The sequence below is a fragment of the Streptomyces galbus genome, from assembly GCF_005280195.1.
In the GTDB taxonomy this organism is placed as follows: Bacteria; Actinomycetota; Actinomycetes; order Streptomycetales; family Streptomycetaceae; genus Streptomyces; species Streptomyces galbus.
The window spans coordinates 344,999-366,011 of sequence record NZ_SZPR01000017.1; the positions used below are offsets into that span (position 1 = coordinate 344,999).

Annotated in this window: 14 protein-coding genes and 1 pseudogene; 6 read left to right on the top strand and 9 right to left on the bottom strand. The window is 70.0% G+C overall.

Annotation, left to right across the window (positions count from 1 at the left end; genetic code table 11):
* Window positions 1-5: 5 nt before the first annotated feature.
* The 8 genes from E4U92_RS21065 to E4U92_RS21100 form a co-directional block, all read right to left on the bottom strand.
* Window positions 6-1,634, bottom strand: coding sequence for a peptide ABC transporter substrate-binding protein (locus E4U92_RS21065; protein ID WP_137301985.1), 1,629 nt, complete (start codon window positions 1,632-1,634; stop codon window positions 6-8).
* A gap of 242 nt (window positions 1,635-1,876) precedes the next feature.
* Window positions 1,877-3,001, bottom strand: a complete 1,125-nt coding sequence (locus E4U92_RS21070; protein ID WP_137301986.1) for an ABC transporter ATP-binding protein — start codon at window positions 2,999-3,001, stop codon at window positions 1,877-1,879.
* 13 nt (window positions 3,002-3,014) lie between these two features.
* On the bottom strand, window positions 3,015-4,076 hold the full coding sequence (locus E4U92_RS21075) for an ABC transporter ATP-binding protein (protein ID WP_137301987.1): 1,062 nt from the start codon (window positions 4,074-4,076) through the stop codon (window positions 3,015-3,017).
* A 9-nt stretch (window positions 4,077-4,085) separates the two neighbouring features.
* Entirely contained in the window at window positions 4,086-5,066 is a 981-nt protein-coding gene (locus tag E4U92_RS21080; protein ID WP_137301988.1) for an ABC transporter permease, read from the bottom strand.
* Between the two features lie 95 nt (window positions 5,067-5,161).
* The gene (locus E4U92_RS21085) at window positions 5,162-6,970 is read right to left on the bottom strand and encodes an ABC transporter substrate-binding protein (RefSeq protein ID WP_168373011.1); all 1,809 of its coding nucleotides are present in this window, start codon (window positions 6,968-6,970) and stop codon (window positions 5,162-5,164) included.
* Window positions 6,971-7,081: 111 nt separating this feature from the next.
* On the bottom strand, window positions 7,082-8,119 hold the full coding sequence (locus E4U92_RS21090; RefSeq protein WP_137301989.1) for an ABC transporter permease: 1,038 nt from the start codon (window positions 8,117-8,119) through the stop codon (window positions 7,082-7,084).
* A 397-nt stretch (window positions 8,120-8,516) separates the two neighbouring features.
* Entirely contained in the window at window positions 8,517-10,433 is a 1,917-nt protein-coding gene (gene typA / locus E4U92_RS21095) for a translational GTPase TypA (RefSeq protein ID WP_137301990.1), read from the bottom strand.
* 217 nt (window positions 10,434-10,650) lie between these two features.
* Window positions 10,651-13,032, bottom strand: coding sequence for an ABC transporter family substrate-binding protein (locus E4U92_RS21100; RefSeq protein WP_137301991.1), 2,382 nt, complete (start codon window positions 13,030-13,032; stop codon window positions 10,651-10,653).
* 347 nt (window positions 13,033-13,379) lie between these two features.
* On the opposite strand from E4U92_RS21100, the gene E4U92_RS21105 reads away from it, so the two are divergent.
* From E4U92_RS21105 to E4U92_RS21120, 4 genes are all read left to right on the top strand, one after another.
* A complete protein-coding gene (locus tag E4U92_RS21105; protein ID WP_137301992.1) occupies window positions 13,380-13,670 on the top strand; it encodes a hypothetical protein in 291 nt (96 codons plus the stop codon).
* 17 nt (window positions 13,671-13,687) lie between these two features.
* Window positions 13,688-14,524, top strand: a complete 837-nt coding sequence (locus E4U92_RS21110) for a hypothetical protein (protein WP_137301993.1) — start codon at window positions 13,688-13,690, stop codon at window positions 14,522-14,524.
* A gap of 69 nt (window positions 14,525-14,593) precedes the next feature.
* A complete protein-coding gene (locus E4U92_RS21115; protein WP_137302023.1) occupies window positions 14,594-16,570 on the top strand; it encodes a fumarate reductase/succinate dehydrogenase flavoprotein subunit in 1,977 nt (658 codons plus the stop codon).
* Window positions 16,567-17,343: a succinate dehydrogenase/fumarate reductase iron-sulfur subunit gene (locus tag E4U92_RS21120; protein ID WP_137301994.1), complete on the top strand. Its 777-nt coding sequence runs from the start codon at window positions 16,567-16,569 to the stop codon at window positions 17,341-17,343. Before E4U92_RS21115 ends, E4U92_RS21120 begins: the two co-directional genes overlap by 4 nt.
* A 216-nt stretch (window positions 17,344-17,559) precedes the next feature.
* Here E4U92_RS21120 and E4U92_RS21130 read toward each other — a convergent pair whose 3' ends face one another.
* Entirely contained in the window at window positions 17,560-18,720 is a 1,161-nt protein-coding gene (locus E4U92_RS21130; protein ID WP_229862813.1) for a glycoside hydrolase family 18 protein, read from the bottom strand.
* Window positions 18,721-18,831: 111 nt separating this feature from the next.
* On the opposite strand from E4U92_RS21130, the gene E4U92_RS21135 reads away from it, so the two are divergent.
* Together E4U92_RS21135 and E4U92_RS21140 are read left to right on the top strand one after the other, a co-directional pair.
* Window positions 18,832-20,358, top strand: a complete 1,527-nt coding sequence (locus E4U92_RS21135; RefSeq protein ID WP_229862810.1) for a hypothetical protein — start codon at window positions 18,832-18,834, stop codon at window positions 20,356-20,358.
* Window positions 20,359-20,466: 108 nt separating this feature from the next.
* Window positions 20,467-21,013: pseudogene (locus tag E4U92_RS21140) on the top strand (ADP-ribosyltransferase); the annotation flags it as partial.

Here is a 21,013-nt window from a genome sequence, read left to right on the forward strand (position 1 = left end):
GCGGATCAGCCGACCTTGATCTCGTTGTAGACGGGGACCGAGAACGGGTTGAGCTTGACGTTGGACAGCCGCTGCGAGTAGCCGGCGCTGCCGTTCTGGTACCAGAGCGGGATGGCGGCCATGTTGTCGCGCACGACCTCCTCGGCCTTCTGGAAGGTCTGGACGGCCTTGCCGGTGTCGGACTCGGCGTTGGCCTGGTTGACGAGCTGGTCGAACTGCTTGTTGGACCACTTGCCGTCGTTGGAGGAGGCGTTGGTGTAGTAGAGCGGCTGGAGGAAGTTCTGGATGAGCGGGTAGTCCATCTGCCAGCCGGCGCGGAACGGGCCGCTCATCTTGCGCTCGGTGATCTGGTTGCGGAAGTCGGCGAAGGTGCCGATCGGGTTGCCGACGCACGCCTTGGTGTTGCCGAGCGCGTTGTTGATGGAGTTGCACACGGCGTCCACCCACTGCTGGTGGGAGCCGGTGTCGGCGTTGTAGGAGATCTTGACCTGGCCGCCGGGCAGGCCGCCGCCCTCCTTGATGAGCTTCTTGGCCTCGGTGGGGTTGTAGTCGCAGCCGTCGCCGCACAGGCCGTCCTGGAAGCCGCCGTCCTTGCCGAGCACCGGTGAGGTCCAGTCGGTGGCCGGGGTGCGGGTCTTCTGGAAGATCGTGTCGGTGATCTGCTTGCGGTTGATGGCCATGGACAGGCCCTTGCGGACCTTGTCGGAGTCCGGCTTGTTCCACTGCGGGTCGTAGAACGGGAACGCCAGGGTCTGGATGATGCCGGCCGGGGTGTTGAGGTAGCGGTCGCCCAGGTCGTTCTTGACGTTCTTCAACTGGGCGGCGGGCACGTCGTCGACGAGGTCGAGGTTGCCGGCGAGCAGGTCGGTGTAGGCGGTGTTGTTGTCGGTGTACACCTTGAGGGTGACGCCGCCGTTGTCGGCCTTGTCCTCGCCGGGGTAGTCCGCCCACGTGCGCAGCTCCATCTGGGAGCCCTTGGTGTAGGACTGGATGGTGTACGGCCCGTTGCCGACGGGCTTGCTCAGCCAGCCGGCGTGGTCGCTGAAGAACGCCTGGGGCAGCGGGGCGAAGGCCACGTAGCCGAGGGTGTCGGGGAACGTCGAGAACTTCTGGCTGAGCTTGACGGTGAAGGTGCGGTCACCGGTGACCTTCAGCCCGGAGAGCGTGTCCGCGGTCTGCTTGCCGCTGTCCGGGTGGACCTTGTCGTAGCCGTCGATGTAGCCGAAGAAGTAGGCGTTCTTCTGGTTGTTCTTCAGGCTGGCGCCGTAGTTCCAGGCGTCCACGAAGGACTTGGCGGTGACCTTCTCGCCGTTGCTGAACGTCCAGCCGTCCTTGACGGTGATGGTGAAGTTCTGCGAGTCGGTGGTGTCGATCTTCTCGGCGAGCATGTCCTCGGCCGCGCCGGTCTGCGGGTTGTACCGCTTGAGCCCGCGGAAGACCATGTCGAGCACCTTGCCGCCCTGCACCTCGTTGGTGTTGGCCGGCTCCAGCGGGTTCTGCGGGTCGCCCCAGGAGGCGCTGAGCACCGCGCCGCTGTCACCGCCGCCGGAGCCGCCCCCGCCCCCGCAGCCCGTCGCCACCAGGGCGACCGCCGCCGCGCCCGCGGCCCACCTGGCGTGCCTGGCTCCGCGCATGGATGCCTCCTCTTGGGTCCACCGATCTCCACCGTTGCGTTATCGGCCAATATCGGCGCAAAAAGGGTGCCGCGCATGCGCGCCTCGGCCATTCGGCGGTCACGGGGAGGACGAGGGGCGGACCAGGGGAAGCGAGGGAGGCGAGGGAAGCGAGAGGGGCATGACACCACGACGTGGGGCCGGGGAGTGTTCCCCGGCCCCACGTCGCGGCCGTCCGCGCGCGCTGGGCGCGCTCCGGTGCGTTACTTCGCCGCGTCGTCCTCGAGGGCCGCGAGGGCCGGGTCGAGGACGATGTCCTCGCCGCGGTCCTCGGTCGTCGGGTCCTCCGGGAAGTGGCACGCCGTCAGGTGGCCGCCCCGGTTGCCGGAGATCTGGACCAGCGGGGGCTCCTCCGTCGCGCACTTGTCCTGCGCCTTCCAGCACCGGGTGCGGAAGCGGCAGCCGGACGGCGGGTGGATCGGCGAGGGCACGTCGCCCGAGAGCCGGATGCGCTCACGGCTGTCCTCCTCCGCGTCGATCTCGACCTCGGGGACGGCGGACAGCAGGGCGTGGGTGTAGGGGTGGCGGGGACGGTTGTAGATGGAGTCCCGGTCGCCGACCTCGACCACCTTGCCCAGGTACATGACCGCGATGCGCTGCGAGAAGTGCCGCACGATCGCCAGGTCGTGCGCGATGAACACGAAGGCGATGCCCAGCTCGTCCTGGACCTTCTGCAGCAGGTTCACGACCTGGGCCTGGATCGACACGTCCAGCGCGGAGACGGGCTCGTCGGCGATGATCAGCTTGGGGTTGAGGGCGAGCGCCCGCGCGACCCCGATGCGCTGCCGCTGGCCGCCGGAGAACTCGTGCGGGAAGCGGTTGTAGTGCTCGGGGTTGAGACCCACCAGCTCCAGCAGCTCGCGGACCTTCTTCTCGCGCCCGCCGGCCGGCTCGATCCCGTTGACCTCCATCGGCGACTTGATGATCGTGCCGACGGTCTGCCGCGGGTTCAGCGAGGAGTACGGGTCCTGGAAGATCATCTGGATCTCGGACCGCACCGGCGCGAGCTGCCGCCGCGTGGCGTGCGTGATGTCCTGCCCGGCGTACGTGATCCGGCCGGCGGTCGGCTCCAGGAGCCGGGTGATCAGCCGGCCCGTGGTCGACTTGCCGCAGCCGGACTCGCCCACCAGGCCGACGCTCTCGCCGACGCCGACGCTGAGGTCCACGCCGTCCACGGCCTGGACCGCGCCGACCTTCCGCCGGATCGGGAAGCCGCCGTAGATGGGGAAGTGCTTCGTCAGCCCCTCGACCGTCAGCAGCGTCTCGGGCGACGGGGAGGAGGCGTCGGCGGAGCCCTGCTGTGCGGGGAGGGTGAGGTTGTCGCTCATGTCTCGGATCTCCCTAGCGCAGCCGGGGCTGGATCTTGTCGATGAAGATGGTCTGCTTCTGCTCCGCCGTCAGGTGGCACGCGGCGGCCCGACCTGCGCCGAGCGGCGGCCGGGTGTCGGTGCACAGGGTGCCCGGCACCTCCGACCTGAAGGCGCAGCGCGGGTGGAAGGGGCAGCCCGACGGCGGGTTGAGCAGCGAGGGCGGCGAACCCGGGATGGGGGTGAGCGCCTGGTGGATGTCGCTGTTCAGCCGCGGCATCGAGCTGAGCAGGCCCCAGGTGTAGGGGTGCCGGGGCGCGCCCAGCACCTCCTTCATGGCGCCGCGCTCCACGGCCCGGCCCGCGTACATCACCAGCAGGTCGTCGGCCATCTTGGAGATGACGCCGAGGTCGTGGGTGATGAAGATGATCGCGGAGCCGAACTCCTGCTGGAGGTCCTTGAGCAGGTCGAGGATCTGCGCCTGCACGGTCACGTCGAGCGCGGTGGTCGGCTCGTCGGCGATCAGCAGGTCGGGGTCGCACATCAGCGCCATGGCGATCATGGCGCGCTGGCGCATACCGCCGGAGAACTGGTGCGGGTAGTCGTCGAAGCGGACCTTGGGCTGCGGGATGCCGACCTTGGTCAGCATCTCGATCGCGCGGTCCTTCGCCTCCTTCTTGGAGGCGCCCTTGTGCTTCATGAACGGCTCGGAGAGCTGCCGGCCCACCGTGTAGTACGGGGACAGCGCGGTCAGCGGGTCCTGGAAGATCATCGCCATCTTGTTGCCGCGGAGCTTCTCCAGCTCCCGCTCGCGGGCGGTGATGAGCTCCTGGCCGTCCAGCACGATCTCACCGTCGATGGTGGCGAACTGCGGGTTGTGCAGACCGAGGACGGTCAGGTTCGTCACCGACTTGCCGGAGCCCGACTCGCCGACGATGCCGAGGGTCCTGCCCCGCTCCAGGTCGAAGGAGAGCCCGTCGACGGCCTTGACGATGCCGTCCTCGGTCTTGAACTGGACGCGCAGGTCGCGCACGGAGAGGAACGCCCCGGCGTCGGCCGAGGTGGGAGCCCCCGATTCCTTGGTGAGAGTGGTCACAGAGAGCTCCTAGGACAGCCGCACGCGCGGGTCGATGAACGCGTAGCACGCATCGACGATGATGTTGAACAGAAGGATCATGGCGGCCGAGAACAGCATCACGCCCAGCAACAGGGGGAGGTCGCTGAACTTCACCGCCTCCACGGCCAGTTGTCCGAGGCCCGGCAGGCCGAACGTGTACTCGGTGATGATCGCGCCGCCGAGGAGCGAGCCGATGTCGATGCCGAAGATGGTCACGATCGGGATGAGCGAGCCACGCCAGGCGTAGCGGAAGAACACGTAGCTGCGGGACATGCCCTTGGCGCGGGCGGTCCGCACGTGCTCCTCCTGGAGCTGCTCGATCATCGACGAGCGCGCCATACGAGTGTACTGAGCGGCGAAGATCGTCGAGAGCACGGCCCAGGGGATGACCAGCCCGGTGAACCAGGAGGCGGGGTTCTTCGTGAAGTTCGTGTACTCCACCTGGTCGAACAGGTGTGTCTGGTACACCAGGAAAGCCATGGCCAGCGGGCCGAGGAAGTAGATCTGCATCGAGCTGAGCACCATCGCGCCGCCGGTGAAGGTCTTGTCGATGAGCGTGCCGCGCTTCCAGGCCGCGAGCAGCCCCGAGCCGAGACCGACGAACAGGAAGAGGAACGCGGCACCGACGGCCAGCGAGACCGTGGTCGGCAGGCGGTCGATGAGGGTCGACCAGACGTTTTCGTTGGTGTGGTACGAGTAGCCGAAGCAGGGGGCGGGGCACGGGCCCTGGGCGAAGTCGTCACGGCCCACGAACAGACCCTGCAGGAAGATCCAGAACTGTTCCGGGATCGACTTGTCGATGCCCAGCGTCTTGTGGATGTTGGCCAGGGCGTCCGGTGTACAGGTCTTGCCGCACATCAGCAGCGCCGGATCGCGTGGCATGCCGAAGAAGAGCAGGAACGCGACCACGGTCAGCAGGACCAGGATCACGACGGCGCCGAGTGTCCGGCGGAAGATGAAGCGCAGCATCAGGAGGCAGCTTTCGGGCGTGGGAAGGCTGTGCGGTCAGGGGGCGCCCCGCCGTTCGGCGGGGCGCCCGCAGACACCGTGGGAGGTGGAGGCGGTTACTTCACGAACAGCCTGCGCGGGTCGACGCCACCGAGGACGTCGTCGTACACGAGGCCACCGACCTTCGACCCGGCGATCTGGGTCTGCTTGTAGTAGCCCGTCGGGATGTTGGAGACGACATCCTTGACGACGTACTCGCTGATCTTGTTCCACTCCTCAGCGGCCTTGACCGGGTCCGAGATCTTGCTGACCCGGTCGATGTCCGCGTTGACCTTCTTGTCGTTGACGTGCGCGTAGTTGGCGGCGCCGTCCTGGATCACGCGGCCGTCGTACAGCGGCGGGACCACGGTCGAGGCGCTCGGCCAGTCGGCACCCCACGCGGTGTGGTAGATGTCGAAGTTGTTCTTGACCTTGCCGATCTGGTCGTAGTACGTCTCGGCCGGGATCTCCTGGCGCTGGACGTTGAAGCCGGCCTTCTGCAGACCCGCCGCCATGGCGGTGGAGTACTGCTGGCCCTCCGGGGTGTTGATGTAGCCGAAGGTCAGCTTCATGCCGACCTTGCCGGCCTCCTTCAGCAGCGCCTTGGCCTTCACCGGGTCACCGGCCGGCTTCTTCTTCTTGCCGAACGGGTCGAAGCTCGGGTTGTAGCCGGAGACGGTCGGGCTGATCAGACCGCCGGCGACCTCCATGGCCTGGGCACCGCCGTAGGCGCGGACGAAGGGCGTGATGGGCAGCGCGTAGGCGATGGCCTCACGGACCTTCTTGTCCTGCATCTCCGGCTGGGACATGTTGATGTCCATCTGGCCGACGTAGGGCTGGTAGCCGGAGACCACGCGGGACTTCAGCTTCGGGTCGGCGAGCACCTTGGACAGGTTGCCGGCGTCGACCTGGTTGTTGAAGCTGATCGAGGTGGCGTTGACGCCCGTGTCGTCGAGCAGCGTCTTGGTGGAGTCCTCGTACTGCTTGTTGAAGAGGATGTTGAACTGGTCGACGTACTGGTGGCGGATCGGGTCCGTCTTCGGGTCCCAGTTCGTGTTCTTGACCAGCGTCATGGACTTGCCCGACTTGAAGTCCGCGACCTTGTAGGGGCCGGCGGTCATCGGGGCCTTGTCGTACTTCTCCTTGGTGTCCTTCTTCTGGGACACCACGGAGTAGCCCGCCATGGCGAGCGCGTACGGCAGGTCCGGCTTCGGCTCCTTGAACTTGAAGACGATGGTCTTGTCGTCCGGGGTCGCCAGGACGGTGTCCGGCAGGTGCTTGCCGCCGTACGGGCCGCCCTTGAGCAGGCCGCGGTACTCGGTGCCCGGGGTGTTGGCCATCCACTGCTGGATGTACGTCGGGCCGTTGGAGATGAACGGCGCGAAGAGGCGCTCGAAGGTGTGGCGGACGTCAGCCGAGGTGATCGGCGTGCCGTCGGCCCACTTGATGCCGTCCTTCAGCTTGTACGTCCAGGTCTTGCCGCCGTCGCTGGTGGTACCGCTGTCGGTGGCGAGGTCACCGACGACCTCGTGCTTGGAGCCGTCCTCGCTGGTCGCCTTGTAGCCGGTCAGACCGCGGTGGATGATCGAGGAGAGGGAACCCTCGTCGGAGACGTAGATCTGCGCCGGGTCGAGGTGGGCGTAGGTGTCCCGCTGCAGGACGGTCACCGTGCCGCCCGCCTTGGCGCCGGGCACCTCGGGAGCCGGACCGACCGAGTCCTGAGCCTTGCCGAACTCGATGGAGGACTGCTGCCGCTTGGCGTTCTCCGTGTCCTTCTGGTTGCTGGCCCCGTCCTTGCTGCCACCGGAGCTGCAGCCGGTGAGCGCAAGCGCTCCGGCCGCGAGCACGGAGATGGCGGCGTACGTGTGGCGTCCACCCTTACCCATCACTCGGTTTCCCACCCATCCATGTGTCACAACTGCGATGAAATGAAGCGTCGTCCGCGGCGACGAGGGCGCCGCCGCGGGCTGGTTCGGGCAGGATGCCCATCCCGTCGGTCAGCGAGCCGTCTTGGGGTCGAAGGCGTCGCGGACCGAGTCCCCGAGCAGGTTGAACGCCACGATGAAGATGATCATGGAGATACCCGGGAAGAACATGTACGTGATGTCGTTCTGCATCACGAGTTCGGTGGACGCCTTGGAGAACATCTGTCCCCAGTCGGGCGTCGGCTCGACGAGACCCACGCCGAGGAACGAGAGTCCGGCTTCGGCCGTGACGAAGGCCGGGAGCATGTACGTGGACTGCACGAGGATCGGCGTGACCACGTTGGGCAGGACCTCCTTGCGGATGATCCGCCACGGCGAGGCCCCGCTCACCCGGGCCGCCTCGATGAACTCGCGGCCGGCGAGCGAGAGCGCGGTGCCCCGCAGGATGCGGGCCAGGCTCATCCAGCCCAGGACCCACTGCACGGCGATCAGCGCAACCACCCGGACGTAGACCGGCGTCTCGTCCTTGGGGTCGACGAAGAGCGAGACCACGACGGGCATGCTCGCGATGAAGAAGAGCTGTGCGGGGAAGGCGAGGAGGAAGTCGACGACCCGGCTGACGGCGAAGTCGACCTTGCCGCCCATGTAGCCGGCCATGACACCGAGGAGCACGCCGGTGAGGACGGTGGCGATGGTGACGGCCACCGAGATGCCGAGCGAGTTCCGGATGCCGTAGAGCAACTTGGTGAACACGTCGTACCCGTTGCCGGGCTCCAGGCCGAACCAGAAGTCGCCGCTGATGCCGCCGTTGGGCTGCAGGGGGACGCCCGCGCTGTCGAACAGGTCCGGGCGCTCGTCGGCGAACACCGTGTACGGGTCCTTGCCGTACAGCTTCGATATCACCGGCGCCAGCAGGCCCACCACGAAGAAGAAGACCACGACACAGGCCGAGATCACGCCGACGCGGTCCCGCTTGAAGCGGATCCACATCAACTGGCCGGGGGAACGACCGACGAGTTCCTTGCCCTTGTCGGTCTCGGCGGTCGACGCCACCTCGGGGTCCAAGGCGACCGCAGACCCGGGGCCCTCGGCCTTGGTTGGACTGGTCATGTGTGTTCTTCCCCCGCGGGGTAGGAGAGTTAAGCGCAGCACAGATACCGGCAGGCTCTGTGGTTTGGGGGAACTGTCGCCAAAACGTTCAACGCGCGTCAAGGGCGGAAGACATAGGGATCTCCCTACGGTCCACATTTTGAGCAAAAATTGCGAAGACTGACACCTACGCGCGCTTGACATCCGAGATGAACAAACGTCAAATCGGGCATAACGTAGGCAATTTGCGTTCACATGTCCGAAACACGATCGGCCGGTCACCGATTTCCGGACGGTTACTCATCAGTCGTCCGTCGAGTGTCCGTCGAGCCCCTCCCTCCCGGCCCGCGGGTACGCCGACGACCCGGCCCTCTCCCAGGGAGAGAACCGGGTCGTACGACTCGGACGGGGGCTCGGCTCAGCCGTGCTTGGCGCGGCTCGCCGCGCGGGCGCGCTCGCGCTGGTCCAGCGCGACCTTGCGGATGCGCACGGCCTCCGGGGTCACCTCGACGCACTCGTCGTCGCGGCAGAACTCCAGGGACTGCTCCAGCGACAGCTTGCGCGGCGGCACGATCGACTCGGCCACGTCGGCCGTGGACGACCGCATGTTGGTGAGCTTCTTCTCCTTGGTGATGTTCACGTCCATGTCGTCGGCGCGCGAGTTCTCGCCGACGATCATGCCCTCGTACACCTCGGTGCCGGGCTCCACGAAGAGCACGCCGCGCTCCTGGAGGTTCGTCATCGCGAACGCCGTGACGGCACCCGAGCGGTCCGCGACCAGCGAGCCGTTGTTGCGGGTGGTCAGCGTGCCGAACCAGGGCTCGTGGCCCTCGTGGATGGAGTGGGCGATGCCCGTGCCGCGGGTCTGGGTCAGGAACTCCGTGCGGAAGCCGATCAGACCGCGCGAGGGCACGACGAACTCCATGCGGACCCAGCCGGAGCCGTGGTTGGACATGTTGTCCATCCGGCCCTTGCGCACGCCCATGAGCTGCGTGACCGCGCCCATGTGCTCCTCGGGCACGTCGATCGTCATGCGCTCGACCGGCTCGTAGACCTTGCCGTCGACGTCCTTGGTGACGACCTGCGGCTTGCCCACGGTCAGCTCGTAGCCCTCCCGGCGCATGGTCTCGACCAGGATGGCGAGGGCCAGCTCACCGCGGCCCTGGACCTCCCAGGCGTCCGGGCGGTCGGTCTCCAGCACGCGCAGCGAGACGTTGCCGATCAGCTCGCGGTCGAGGCGGTCCTTGACCTGGCGGGCGGTGACCTTGCGGTCCTTGACGGCCGCCTTGGCGTCCGCGCCCTTGCCGGTGCCGCCGCGGCCGACCAGCGGGGAGGTGTTGGTGCCGATGGTCATCGAGATGGCCGGCTCGTCCACCGTGATCAGCGGCAGCGCCACCGGATTCTCGGGGTCGGCCAGCGTCTCGCCGATCATGATCTCCGGGATGCCGGCGACGGCGCAGATGTCGCCCGGGCCGGCCTTCTCGGCGGGCTTGCGGGTGAGCGCCTCGGTCATCATCAGCTCGGAGATCCGCACGTTCTGCACGGAGCCGTCGCGCTTCATCCAGGCGACGGTCTGCCCCTTCTTCAGCTCGCCCTGGTGCACGCGCAGCAGCGCGATACGGCCGAGGAAGTTGTCGGCGTCCAGGTTGGTGACGTGCGCCTGGAGCGGGGCGCCCTCCTCGTAGGTGGGGGCGGGGATGTGCTGCAGGATCGTCGAGAAGAACGGCTCCAGGCTGTCCGAGTCGCCGGGGACGGTGCCGTCGGCGGGCTTGGTCAGGGAGGCCACGCCGTCACGGCCGCAGGCGTAGACGATCGGGAACTCGATCTGCTCCTCGTCGGCGTCCAGGTCGAGGAAGAGGTCGTACGTCTCGTTGACGACCTCGTCGATCCGGGCGTCGGGGCGGTCCGTCTTGTTGATGCACAGGATGATCGGCAGCCGCTGGCTGAGCGCCTTGCGCAGCACGAACCGGGTCTGCGGCAGCGGGCCCTCGGAGGCGTCCACGAGCAGCACGACGCCGTCGACCATCGACAGACCGCGCTCGACCTCGCCGCCGAAGTCGGCGTGGCCGGGGGTGTCGATGATGTTGATCGTGATGGGCTCCCCGCCGTCCTTGGGGTGGTACTTCACCGCCGTGTTCTTGGCGAGGATCGTGATGCCCTTCTCACGCTCCAGGTCGTTCGAGTCCATCATGCGGTCGTCGACCGAGTCGAGCTGGTGGGCGGCGAAGGCACCGGCCTGCTTCAGCATGCCGTCGACGATGGTCGTCTTGCCGTGGTCGACGTGCGCGACGATGGCGACGTTGCGGATGTCGTGACGTGTTGAGGTCACTGCCATGAGGTGGCGTACTCCCGGAGTGTGAGGAAAGCCCGGCGCGTACGTCTGTGGGGCGCGGGCCCTGCCGGGCTGAACGTGCCACGGCCTCACCCCATGGTACGGGGCGATCGCGACAGGGGCTTCCTGGCCCGGGCACACCGGGGCGGGGCCGCCCCGAAGGACGGCCCCGCCCGGGCCGGTGCGACCGGCTCCGAGCACCCCGCGACCGGGGTGCCCCCTACTTCTTCGACGGGCTCGCCGCGTCCCGCACCGCGCCCTTCTTCAGGAAGCCCATGTCCTCGTACACCGGCGTGCGGAACCCGAAGGCACCCGCGTTCACCAGGTCCTTCCGGGCGGCCACGAGCTGCGGCCGCTGGTACAGCGGAATCGATCCTGCCGCCGCCCAGATCCGGCTGTCCGCCTTGCGCAGCAGGTCCCGCGCCTCGTCCTCGTCCAGGGTGGCGACGGCCCGGTCGAACAACTGGTCGACCTGGTCGGTGCCGACCCGCGTGTAGTTCTGCTCCACGGTCAGCGACCCGTCGGCGGCCGGCACCGGCTTGGCGTAGATCGGCCGCGCGTCGGTCGCGGGGAAGGCGCTCGCCGGCCACGAGTACAGGGCGAGGTCGTACTGCCCGGACGCGATGTGGTCCTTGAAGTAGCTCGCCTCGGACACCTTGGTGATCCGGGTGCGGATCCCGACCTTCACCAGCATCGAGGAGATCCGCTCGGCGACCGCCCGCAGCGTCTCGGAGCCCTCGCCCGACGGCAGCACGAACCGCAGGTCGAGCGCCTTGCCGTCCTTGGCGAGCACCCCCGAGGCCGAGCCGGCCGGCGCGGCGGTGCCCCTCGGGGCGTAGGCGCCGGCCACGCTGCCCTGCCTCAGCTCCCGGCCGACCCACTGCCGGCCGTCCTGGGCGAGGTGCCGCCCGTCGTGCCCGCTGCGCTGGTCCTTGCCGTCCGCGCCGCCCGCGCGCCGCCCCTTGTCGTCCTCCCCGACGATGTACGTCCCGTCGTCGTCCCCGTCGGAGCCGCCCTTCTTGCCGGCCTTCGGGGAGCTGCTGCTCTTCGCGCCCCGGTCGGACTTCTCACCCTCTCCCCCGGCCGCCTTCTCCGTCTTCTCCTCGTCGACCGGGCCGCCGGGCACCCAGCCGGCGTCCCCGAGCAGGGCCCGCGCCTCGGCGGTGTCCTGGCCGCCGAGCGCGCCGCTGTTGTCGGCGTAGGCGGCCTGGCCGGACAGGGCGAGGTGGCTGCCGACCGGCTCGGCGGGCAGACCCAGGGGCCTGAGCACCAGCTTCGCCAGCTCCTTGCGGTCCAGCGCCCGCGCCACGGCCCGGCGCACCCGCTCGTCGGCGAGCGGGCCCTCGGAGCCGTTCAGGGCGAGCTGGGTGTACGCCGGCTCCAGCGAGCGGCGCACCTCCAGGCCGCGCAGGGCGTCCTCGGCGGCGGCCCGGGACGCCTTGCCGTCGGTGCCTTCCTCGTCGTCGCCGCCCTCCTCGCCGGCGTCGCTCTTCTTCTCGTCGTCGGATTTCGTCTCGGCGTCGGACTTCTTCTCGCCGTCGCTCTTCTTCTCGTCGCCGGACTGCTGCTCGTCGCCGGACTGCTGCTCGTCGTCGGCGTTCTCGCTCTTCTCGTTGTTCTCGCTCTTCTGCTTCTTCTCGCCCGGGTCGGCCTTCCCGCTCTTCTTCGCCGCGCCCGTGCCCTCGACGGCTCCCGGCGCCGACGCGTCCGCGCCCGCCGACCCCTTGGCCGCCGTCTCGATGCGGCGGGCGTCGGCCGGGTCGATCTCGGCGAGGTCCAGCTTCCCGGCGGCCAGGGCGGACGCCCGCTCCTCGCGGGGCACGGCCGTCAGGACGATCTCGGACAGCTTCGCCGGCCGCCCCCACCAGCGCGGGCTGCGCGCGAGGGTGACCGTCTTGGTCTTGCGGTCGACCTTCTTCAGGGCGAACGGCCCGGCCGTCACCTTCAGCTTGCGGCGCGCCCCGTCGTTGAACGCGTCGGGCGTGCCCATGACGTCCTTCGGGTACAGCGGCGAGAACAGCGAACGCCAGTCGGCGTAGGGGCGCGCGAAGGTGACCCGGACCTCCAGGTCGTTGCGGCCGCGCTCGACCTTCTCGATGCGGTCGTAGCCGGCGTTGCGGGCGGTCCAGTACGCGCTGTCCTTCCCCGACAGGGCGCGCCACTGGGCGGCGAAGTCGGCGGCGCCGATCTCGCGGCCGTCGCTCCAGACGGCCTGCTGGTTCAGCCGGTACAGGACGACCTGCTTCGGCTCGGTGTCCACGACCTTGGCGGACTCCAGGTAGTCGGCGTCACGCCGGGGCCGTCCGGACGCGTCGAGACGGAACATCGCCGGGAGCACGGCCTGGGCGACCCGGTTGGTGGTGGCGTCGGCGTCGGCCTGGAAGGAGTTGAAGGTCTCGGGCACGTCGTCGACGGCCCAGTGCAGCGTGCCGCCGTCGGCGACCCGGGCGCGGCCGGCCGAGGCGATGTCCTGGGCGGCGAGGGGCTTGCCGGCCTCGTCGTCGGAGCCGCAGGCGGCCAGCAGGGGGACCGCGAGCACGGTCGCGGTCAGGAACGTGACCGAGCGCATGACCGCGCGCAGTCCGAGGCCGTCGTGGGACATCTCTGCTACCTCCGGCTCCGCGGTGTTCGGGACTTCCCGGGCGTGCTGCCGGGTGTGTTGATCAGGTTGATGATCACTTTTGGCCGTATATGGAGCTGATCTGATGTATCGGGTACGCGGCGAGTGAAGAGGAAAGGGTTCAGCGGGTGCAGGCGACACGGCGGGGGCGGACCGGAACGCCACCCGTGTGGCGCAACGCCCTAGGCGCGGTATCCGGACGGCGCACACCTGTACGCCCCCTGAATTGCTGCGCGTCCCTTCCCAGGGGCCGGTGTGACGCGCGACACTCGCAGGCGCATGAACGCTCCCGTCCAGGGCCCCGGGCCCGCGGAAATGAGGTGCACGTCATGTCCCTGAACGACGACCTGGCTGCGATCCAGCGCTGCATGGACGAGCTGCTCCGGTCGGTCGGCCGACTGGAGAAGCAGGTCGGCGGCGGCGGCCTGGAGATCCGCCGCGTCCGCACCGACGCCCAGCACCTGCGCGAGAGCGTCGCCCTGCTCCGGCAGGCCGCCTCGTCCCCGGTCGCGGCCGCCGTCCCCGAGCTCGTGACCATCTCCGACACCCCGTACGACAACACCCTGTGGACGGACTCGGACGACGAGGGACTCGGCGCCCGCGACCGTCGCGCCCCCTGACCCGACCGGAGTCACCCGTGGCCACTGGTACGGAACCCCCTGCCACCGAACCCCCTCAGGCGCGGGGCGGTGTCCGCGGCGCCACGCGCGCCGCCATCGCCGCCCCCCACCTGCGCACCGACCGCTGGTGGCTGGCGCCCGCCGCCACCGCCGCCGGTCTGCTGGCCTTCGTCGTCTACTCGACCTGGCGGGCCTTCGCGGACACGGACTACTACGCCGCGCCCTACGTGTCGCCGTTCTACTCGCCGTGCCTGGCCGAGCGGTGCAGGCCGATGCACGCCGGGCCCAACTGGGAGCTGTTCGGCGGCTGGTGGGGCATCTCCCCGGCGATCATCATCCTGCTCTTCCCGCTGGGCTTCCGCCTGACCTGCTACTACTACCGCAAGGCCTACTACCGGAGCTTCTGGGCCTCGCCCCCGGCCTGCGCGGTGGCCGAGCCGCACCGGACGTACACCGGCGAGACCCGCTTCCCGCTGGTCCTGCAGAACCTGCACCGGTACTTCTTCTACGCGGCGCTCGTCGTCGCCGGGATCCTCACCTACGACACCGCGCTCGCCTTCCGCGACGAGCACTACGCCTGGGGGCACATGGGCCTGGGCACCCTGGTGTTCCTGCTCAACATCGTGCTGATCTGGGCGTACACGCTGTCCTGCCACTCCTGCCGGCACATCGTCGGCGGCAAGCTCAAGCACTTCTCCCGGCACCCGGTGCGCTACCGGATGTGGCAGGTCGTGAGCCGGCTCAACGCCCGGCACATGCTGCTCGCCTGGGCGTCGCTGGTCAGCGTGGCGCTCGCCGACCTCTACGTCTGGCTCGTCGCGTCCGGAGCCTTCGACGATCCGCGCTTCTTCTAGTGAGCGTCCCGTGGGCGTTCCCGTCCGTCACCCGTGTTTCCGGTGTCTTCCAGTGAGTGGGGCCTGCTGATGTCCGTGGTCGACCGCCAGGAGTGGGACGTCGTCGTGGTCGGGGCCGGCGGTGCCGGTCTGCGGGCCGCCATCGAGGCCCGCGAGCGGGGCTGCCGTACGGCGGTGGTCTGCAAGTCGCTGTTCGGCAAGGCGCACACCGTCATGGCCGAGGGCGGGATCGCCGCCGCCATGGGCAACGCCAACGAGCACGACAGTTGGCAGGTGCACTTCCGCGACACCCTGCGCGGCGGGAAGTTCCTCAACCAGTGGCGGATGGCCGAGCTGCACGCCCGGGAGGCCCCGGACCGGGTGTGGGAACTGGAGACGTGGGGCGCGCTGTTCGACCGCACCGAGGACGGGCGGATCTCCCAGCGCAACTTCGGCGGCCACGAGTACCCGCGCCTCGCGCACGTCGGCGACCGCACGGGCCTGGAACTGATCCGCACCCTCCAGCAGAAGGTCGTCGCCCTCCAGCAGGAGGACTTCCGGGAGACCGGTGACCACGAGGCGCGGCTGAAGGTCTTCCAGGAGTGCACGGTCACGCGGGTGCTCAAGGACGGCGACCGGGTCGGGGGCGTCTTCGGCTACGAGCGGGAGTCCGGCCGCTTCTTCGTCCTGGAGGCCCCGGCCGTCGTGATCGCGACGGGCGGCATCGGCAAGTCGTTCAAGGTGACGTCCAACTCCTGGGAGTACACCGGCGACGGGCACGCGCTGGCGCTGCTCGCCGGCGCCCCGCTGCTGAACATGGAGTTCGTGCAGTTCCACCCGACCGGCATGGTCTGGCCGCCGTCGGTGAAGGGCATCCTCGTCACCGAGTCGGTGCGCGGCGACGGCGGGGTGCTGCGCAACTCCGAGGGCGAGCGGTTCATGTTCCGGTACGTCCCCGACGTCTTCAAGGAGAAGTACGCCGAGACGGAGGAGGAGGCCGACCGCTGGTACGACGACCCGGACCGCAACCGGCGGCCGCCCGAGCTGCTCCCCCGCGACGAGGTCGCCCGCGCCATCAACGCCGAGGTCAAGGCCGGGCGGGGTTCCCCGCACGGCGGTGTCTTCCTCGACGTGTCCACCCGGATGCCCGCCGAGGTGATCAAGCGGCGGCTGCCGTCGATGTACCACCAGTTCAAGGAGCTGGCCGACGTCGACATCACGGCCGAGGCGATGGAGGTCGGGCCGACCTGCCACTACGTGATGGGCGGCATCGCGGTCGACTCCGACTCGGCGGCGGCCCGCGGGGTGCCGGGGCTGTACGCGGCCGGTGAGGTCGCGGGCGGCATGCACGGCTCCAACCGGCTCGGCGGCAACTCCCTCTCCGACCTGCTGGTCTTCGGCCGGCGGGCGGGCCGGCACGCCGCCGAGTACGCGGCCGCACTGGCCGCGGCCCGTCCGCGGGTCGACGACGTACAAGTCGACGCGGCGGCGGCGGAGGCCCTGCGGCCGTTCTCCGCGGAGGCCGAGGCGGGGACCGATGGGGACGCGGAGGTCGCGGTCGCGCACGACGGGCCCGGCGGGCGGCCCCCGGAGAACCCCTACACCCTGCACCAGGAGCTCCAGCAGACCATGAACGACCTGGTCGGCATCATCCGCCGGGAGGGCGAGATGCGGCAGGCGCTGGAGAAGCTCGCCGAGCTGCGGGTGCGGGCGCGCCGGGCCGGTGTCGAGGGGCACCGCCAGTTCAACCCGGGCTGGCACCTCGCCCTGGACCTGCGCAACATGCTGCTGGTCAGCGAGTGCGTGGCGCGGGCGGCGCTGGAGCGCACCGAATCGCGCGGCGGCCACACGCGGGAGGACTGTCCGTCCATGGACCGCGCGTGGCGCCGGATCAACCTGCTGTGCACGCTGACCGACCCGACGGGCGGGCTCGCGGCCGCCGACCCGGTGAGCGGCCGGATCCACCTGGCCCGTGAGACCACCGAACCCGTCCGCCCGGACCTGCTCGCCCTGTTCGACAAGGAGGAGCTGGTCAAGTACCTCGCCGAGGAGGAGTTGTACGAGTGAGCGGCTACCAGGCCCGATTCAAGGTGTGGCGGGGGGACGTGGACGGCGGCGGCCTGGAGGACTTCCAGGTCGAGGTCAACGACGGCGAGGTGGTGCTGGACATCATCCACCGGCTGCAGGCCACCCAGGTCCCCGACCTGGCCGTCCGCTGGAACTGCAAGGCAGGCAAGTGCGGTTCGTGCTCGGCGGAGATCAACGGGCGTCCGCGGCTGATGTGCATGACGCGCATGTCGGTCTTCGACCGGGCGGAGACGGTCACGGTGACCCCGCTGCGGGCCTTCCCGGTGATCCGCGACCTCGTGACGGACGTGGGCTTCAACTACCGCAAGGCGAGGGAGATCCCGGCGTTCGTGCCGCCCGCCGGCCTGGGCCCCGGCGAGTACCGGATGATGCAGGAGGACGTGGACCGTCCGCAGGAGTTCCGCAAGTGCATCGAGTGCTTCCTGTGCCAGGACACCTGCCACGTGGTCCGCGACCACGAGGAGAACAAGACGGCGTTCGCCGGCCCGCGCTTCCTCATGCGGGTCGCCGAACTCGACATGCACCCGCTGGACGCGGCCGCGGACACCGGCCTGGACCGCGAGCGCACGGCCCAGGAGGTCCACGGACTCGGCTACTGCAACATCACCAAGTGCTGCACGGAGGTCTGCCCCGAGGGCATCAAGATCACCGACAACGCCCTGATCCCCCTCAAGGAGCGCGCCGTCGACCGCAAGTACGACCCACTGGTGTGGCTCGGCGCGAAGATCAGGAGACGCGGCGCAGGAGGCTGAGCACCCGGCCCGCGTTGAACTCCCCGATCGCCCGCATCGCCCCGGCGTCTGGGAAGTCGCCGTCCAGCAGCCGCAGCGGGCCCGCGACCAGGGACAGGTGCAGGATCCGCGCCCTGGGCGCCCACGCGTCACCGGCCTACGTGGTGGTCAGGTGGCGTCGCGCACGGTCCATGCCCGCGAGTCTCGCGGCCCGGGCCCGGCCGCCCCCCCGGTTTTTCAGCCCGTCCCGGTCACCCAGCCCTTCCGGTACGCGGCCCAGTCGGCGTCCGTGGCCGCGAAGTCGACGTACAGCGCCACCCCGACGTGCTCGCGGTCCGCGTCCGTACGGGACAGGCCGAGGCGGACGCCGCGGACGGCGGCCCGGGCGGTCTCCGCACGGTTCCAGTGGCCGAAGCGGTTCTCGTGGTAGAAGGGCAGCCCCATCAGCAGGTCGGTGCCGGGCGGGGTGACCTCCAGCGCGAGCGAGGTCTGCTGGGCGACGTAGCCGCCGTAGGTGCTTGGCAGCGGCTGCATGGTGTCGTACGACATGACGGCGATCTGGTCGACGCGGCGCGCGACCTCGCCGAAGAACGCCTGCGACCACCACTTGGGGTGCCCGGCGACCGTGCCCCAGAAGGAGTGGAAGCCGGGCAGCGGGTCGATCTGGTGGGCGGCAACGGACAGCGGGACGTTCCGCGCACGGGTCACGGCGTGCAGCCGGTCCAGCAGGTCGAGGTAGTGCCGGTCGCCCGAGTGCAGCGGCTCCAGGTCGAAGTGGGCGCCCTCGAGACCGGCGTCGAGGACCTGCCGGGTGGACCGTACGACGTGGGCCCGGGTGCCGGCGTCCGCCAGCCGCATCCCGGTCGGCCCCTCGGTGGCGAGCACGTCCCCCAGCCAGGCCTGCACCCGCACCCCGGGCAGCTCCCGGTGCACCGCGTCCACCAGCCAGCGGGCCTTCGGGTACCGCGACGCGGGCAGCGTGCCGTCGTGCTCCAGCGGCCCCGCGTGCACGTACAGGTCCTTGACCCCGGTGCCCGCGAGCCGCTCGGCCAGCGCGGCCACGTCGGCGTCGCCCTTGCGCCCGTCGACCCAGGCGTGTCCGAGCCAGAGGGCGTCCCGGCCCCGGGTGAGGGTGCCGTCGGCGGGGTCACCGGCGTAGTTGACGCGCAGGGCGATCTGGGAGGCGAGGAGAGGGAGGAGGACGAGGAGGAACAGGGCGAGGGCCGTGCGGCGGGTCCGGCGGGCCCAGGTGGGGCGGGGGGCGGTCGGTGCGGCGGTGCTGCCCCCGGAGGGAGGCGCTGATCGTGCCGGTTCGTCCGTTGCTGCCTGGGCTGTGGCTCCTTCCGCTGCCGCTGCGGGCGTCTCCGCTGGTGCCTCTGTGTCCGTCGGCCGGTCCACCCGGTGTCCCTTTCCCTGTCGCCCGGCCCGCCCCCCACCCGGTGGGTGCGGGACCGCCGCCCGGGCGTACCCCGGTCGCGGGGGCGTGGTCACGGTCATACGCTCCCGAATGTGACGTCGCCCCTGTTCCGAGGCCGGCCGCGGCGTGCCGGGCCGCACCTGCCGGTGCGGGTGGCGCACGCCGTGCTCGGCGGCGCGGCCGGGTTCGTGTGGCTGGTGCTGCCGGGGATGACGCCGCCGGCGGACGCTCCGGTTGCGGTCGTCTCCCCCTCACCCGCCGACAGCCCGGCGAGCGTCGCTGCCGGGACCGACGGTGACGAGACGTCGGGGGCGGACCTGGTCCTGCCGGTCGCGGTGGTGGGCGCGGCGGGCGTCCTGGCGGGCTACGGCTACGTACGGCGGAGACGCCGGGCACGCAGACGTACGGCACCGGGCGGGGGAAGGACGGGTGCCCCGCGGACGGCCGACGGAGAGGCAGCAGCGGCACCCGGACCCGAGGACGGCGAGGGCGACGGGGACGGCGGACCGGGACTGGCCGATGCCGAGAACCGGCTGCTGGCGGCCCGCGAGGAACTCGCCTTCGCGCAGGCGCGTTCGGGTCCGGGGACAGCGGCCCCGCCGGCCCGGGCCGTGCGCGACGCCGAGGCGGAACTGGCGTCGGCGTTCGCGATGCGGCAGCGGTACGACGAGGGCGTCCCGCAGGGTGCGGCGGAGCGGCGGCACGTGCTGGCCGGGATCACGGGCCGGTGCGAGGAGGTGATCCGCACGCTGGACGCCGCATCGCCCGGCTGGTCGGGCCAGGCGGACGAGCTGCCGCGGGAGTTGGAGGTCGCGGAGACGCGTTTCCGTGAACTGACCGTCCGTACCCCGGCGGTGGAGGCCACCCTGTCCGCGCTCCACGCCAGGTACGCGCCGACCGCCCTCGACACGGTGACCGGTTACCCGGAACTGGCCAAGGACCGGCTGGTCCTTGCGACCACCGAGCTCAACAGCGCCCGGCAGGCGAGCGACACGGGACGCCCCGCCGAGGCAGCCGCACACCTGCGCGCCGCCGAGGGGGCCATCGCCCGGGCCGGGGTGTTCCTGGCGGAGGTCGAGCGGCTGGCGCGGGATCTGGCGGCGGCCGACCGGCTGGTCCCGGCGGCGCTGACCGGAGCGGAGGCGGCGCTGGCGCCCCACCGCGTCCCCGCCGCACCGGGGGGCGCGTCGCACGCGGCGCCGCTGCTGCACGCCGACACGGAGTTGGCCGCTGTGCGGGCCGAGTTGGCGTCGGGACGGCCGCACGACCCGCTGGAGCTGTTGCGGCGTGCCGTACGGGCGACGGAGCCCTTGTCGGCCGGGGACTCGGGGGTCCTGGCGACCGCGGCGCACCTGACGGCGGCCGACTCCGTCGCCGGGGCGGAGGCGTTCGTCACGACGCACCGGGAGAGCGTGCGGCTGACGGCTCGTGCGCGTCTGGCGGAGGCCCGGCGTCTGTTCGCGCCCGGGAACGCGGTGACGCAGGCGGACCGGGTCCGCGCGGACGACCTGGCGCGGGAGGCGCGGGCGTCGGCGGAGCAGGACGTACGCCTGCGGGGTCACGAGGGGGCGCAGCAGCGCTCCGGTGACCAAATGGCGTGCATCCCCCGCACGTTGTAGCGAAGTGGTGACGACTCCGAGGCTCCCCGCACACTTCTTTGTATGATGATTTGATCTTGACGCGAGTTGTCCGGTGAGGCGAGTCGGACGCACGGGGGTGAATAACGCGTGATCAAGCCCGACGAAATCCCACAGTTCACGGGGAACCTGTTCCAACTGGAGCTCGACCATGCCGCGTTGAAGAAGGACGCGGGAAACGTCCGGGACACGGGCAGCGATGTCCACTCCCAGTTCCAGGGGCTGTCGGCGTTCTACCAGGCTCCGGAGGCGGAGCAGTTGTTCGCGACGACGAAGCCGGTGAAGGACCGGGCGGACGAGTTCGCCACGGGTTTGGAGACGGTGTCGTCGGCGTTGTCCTCGTATGCGACGGAGATCCGTCCGCTGGTGTCGAAGCTGGCGGAGCTCAAGAGCAAGGCGCAGACGTTCGTCAACTCCGTGAAGGATGACGACGACTGGGAGTACGACGGGGACAAGGTCGACGAGCACAACCAGTTGCGGGACGAGATCACGGCGACGGTTGCGGCTTTTTGGGCGGCTGAGCGGACGTGCCACAACAAGATCACGGCGATCTGGCACGGTACGCAGATGGTGGCGGGGGACGGGTCGGACCGTAAGGACCAGTACGGCTTCAACGCGGAGGACTTGAAGAACGCGA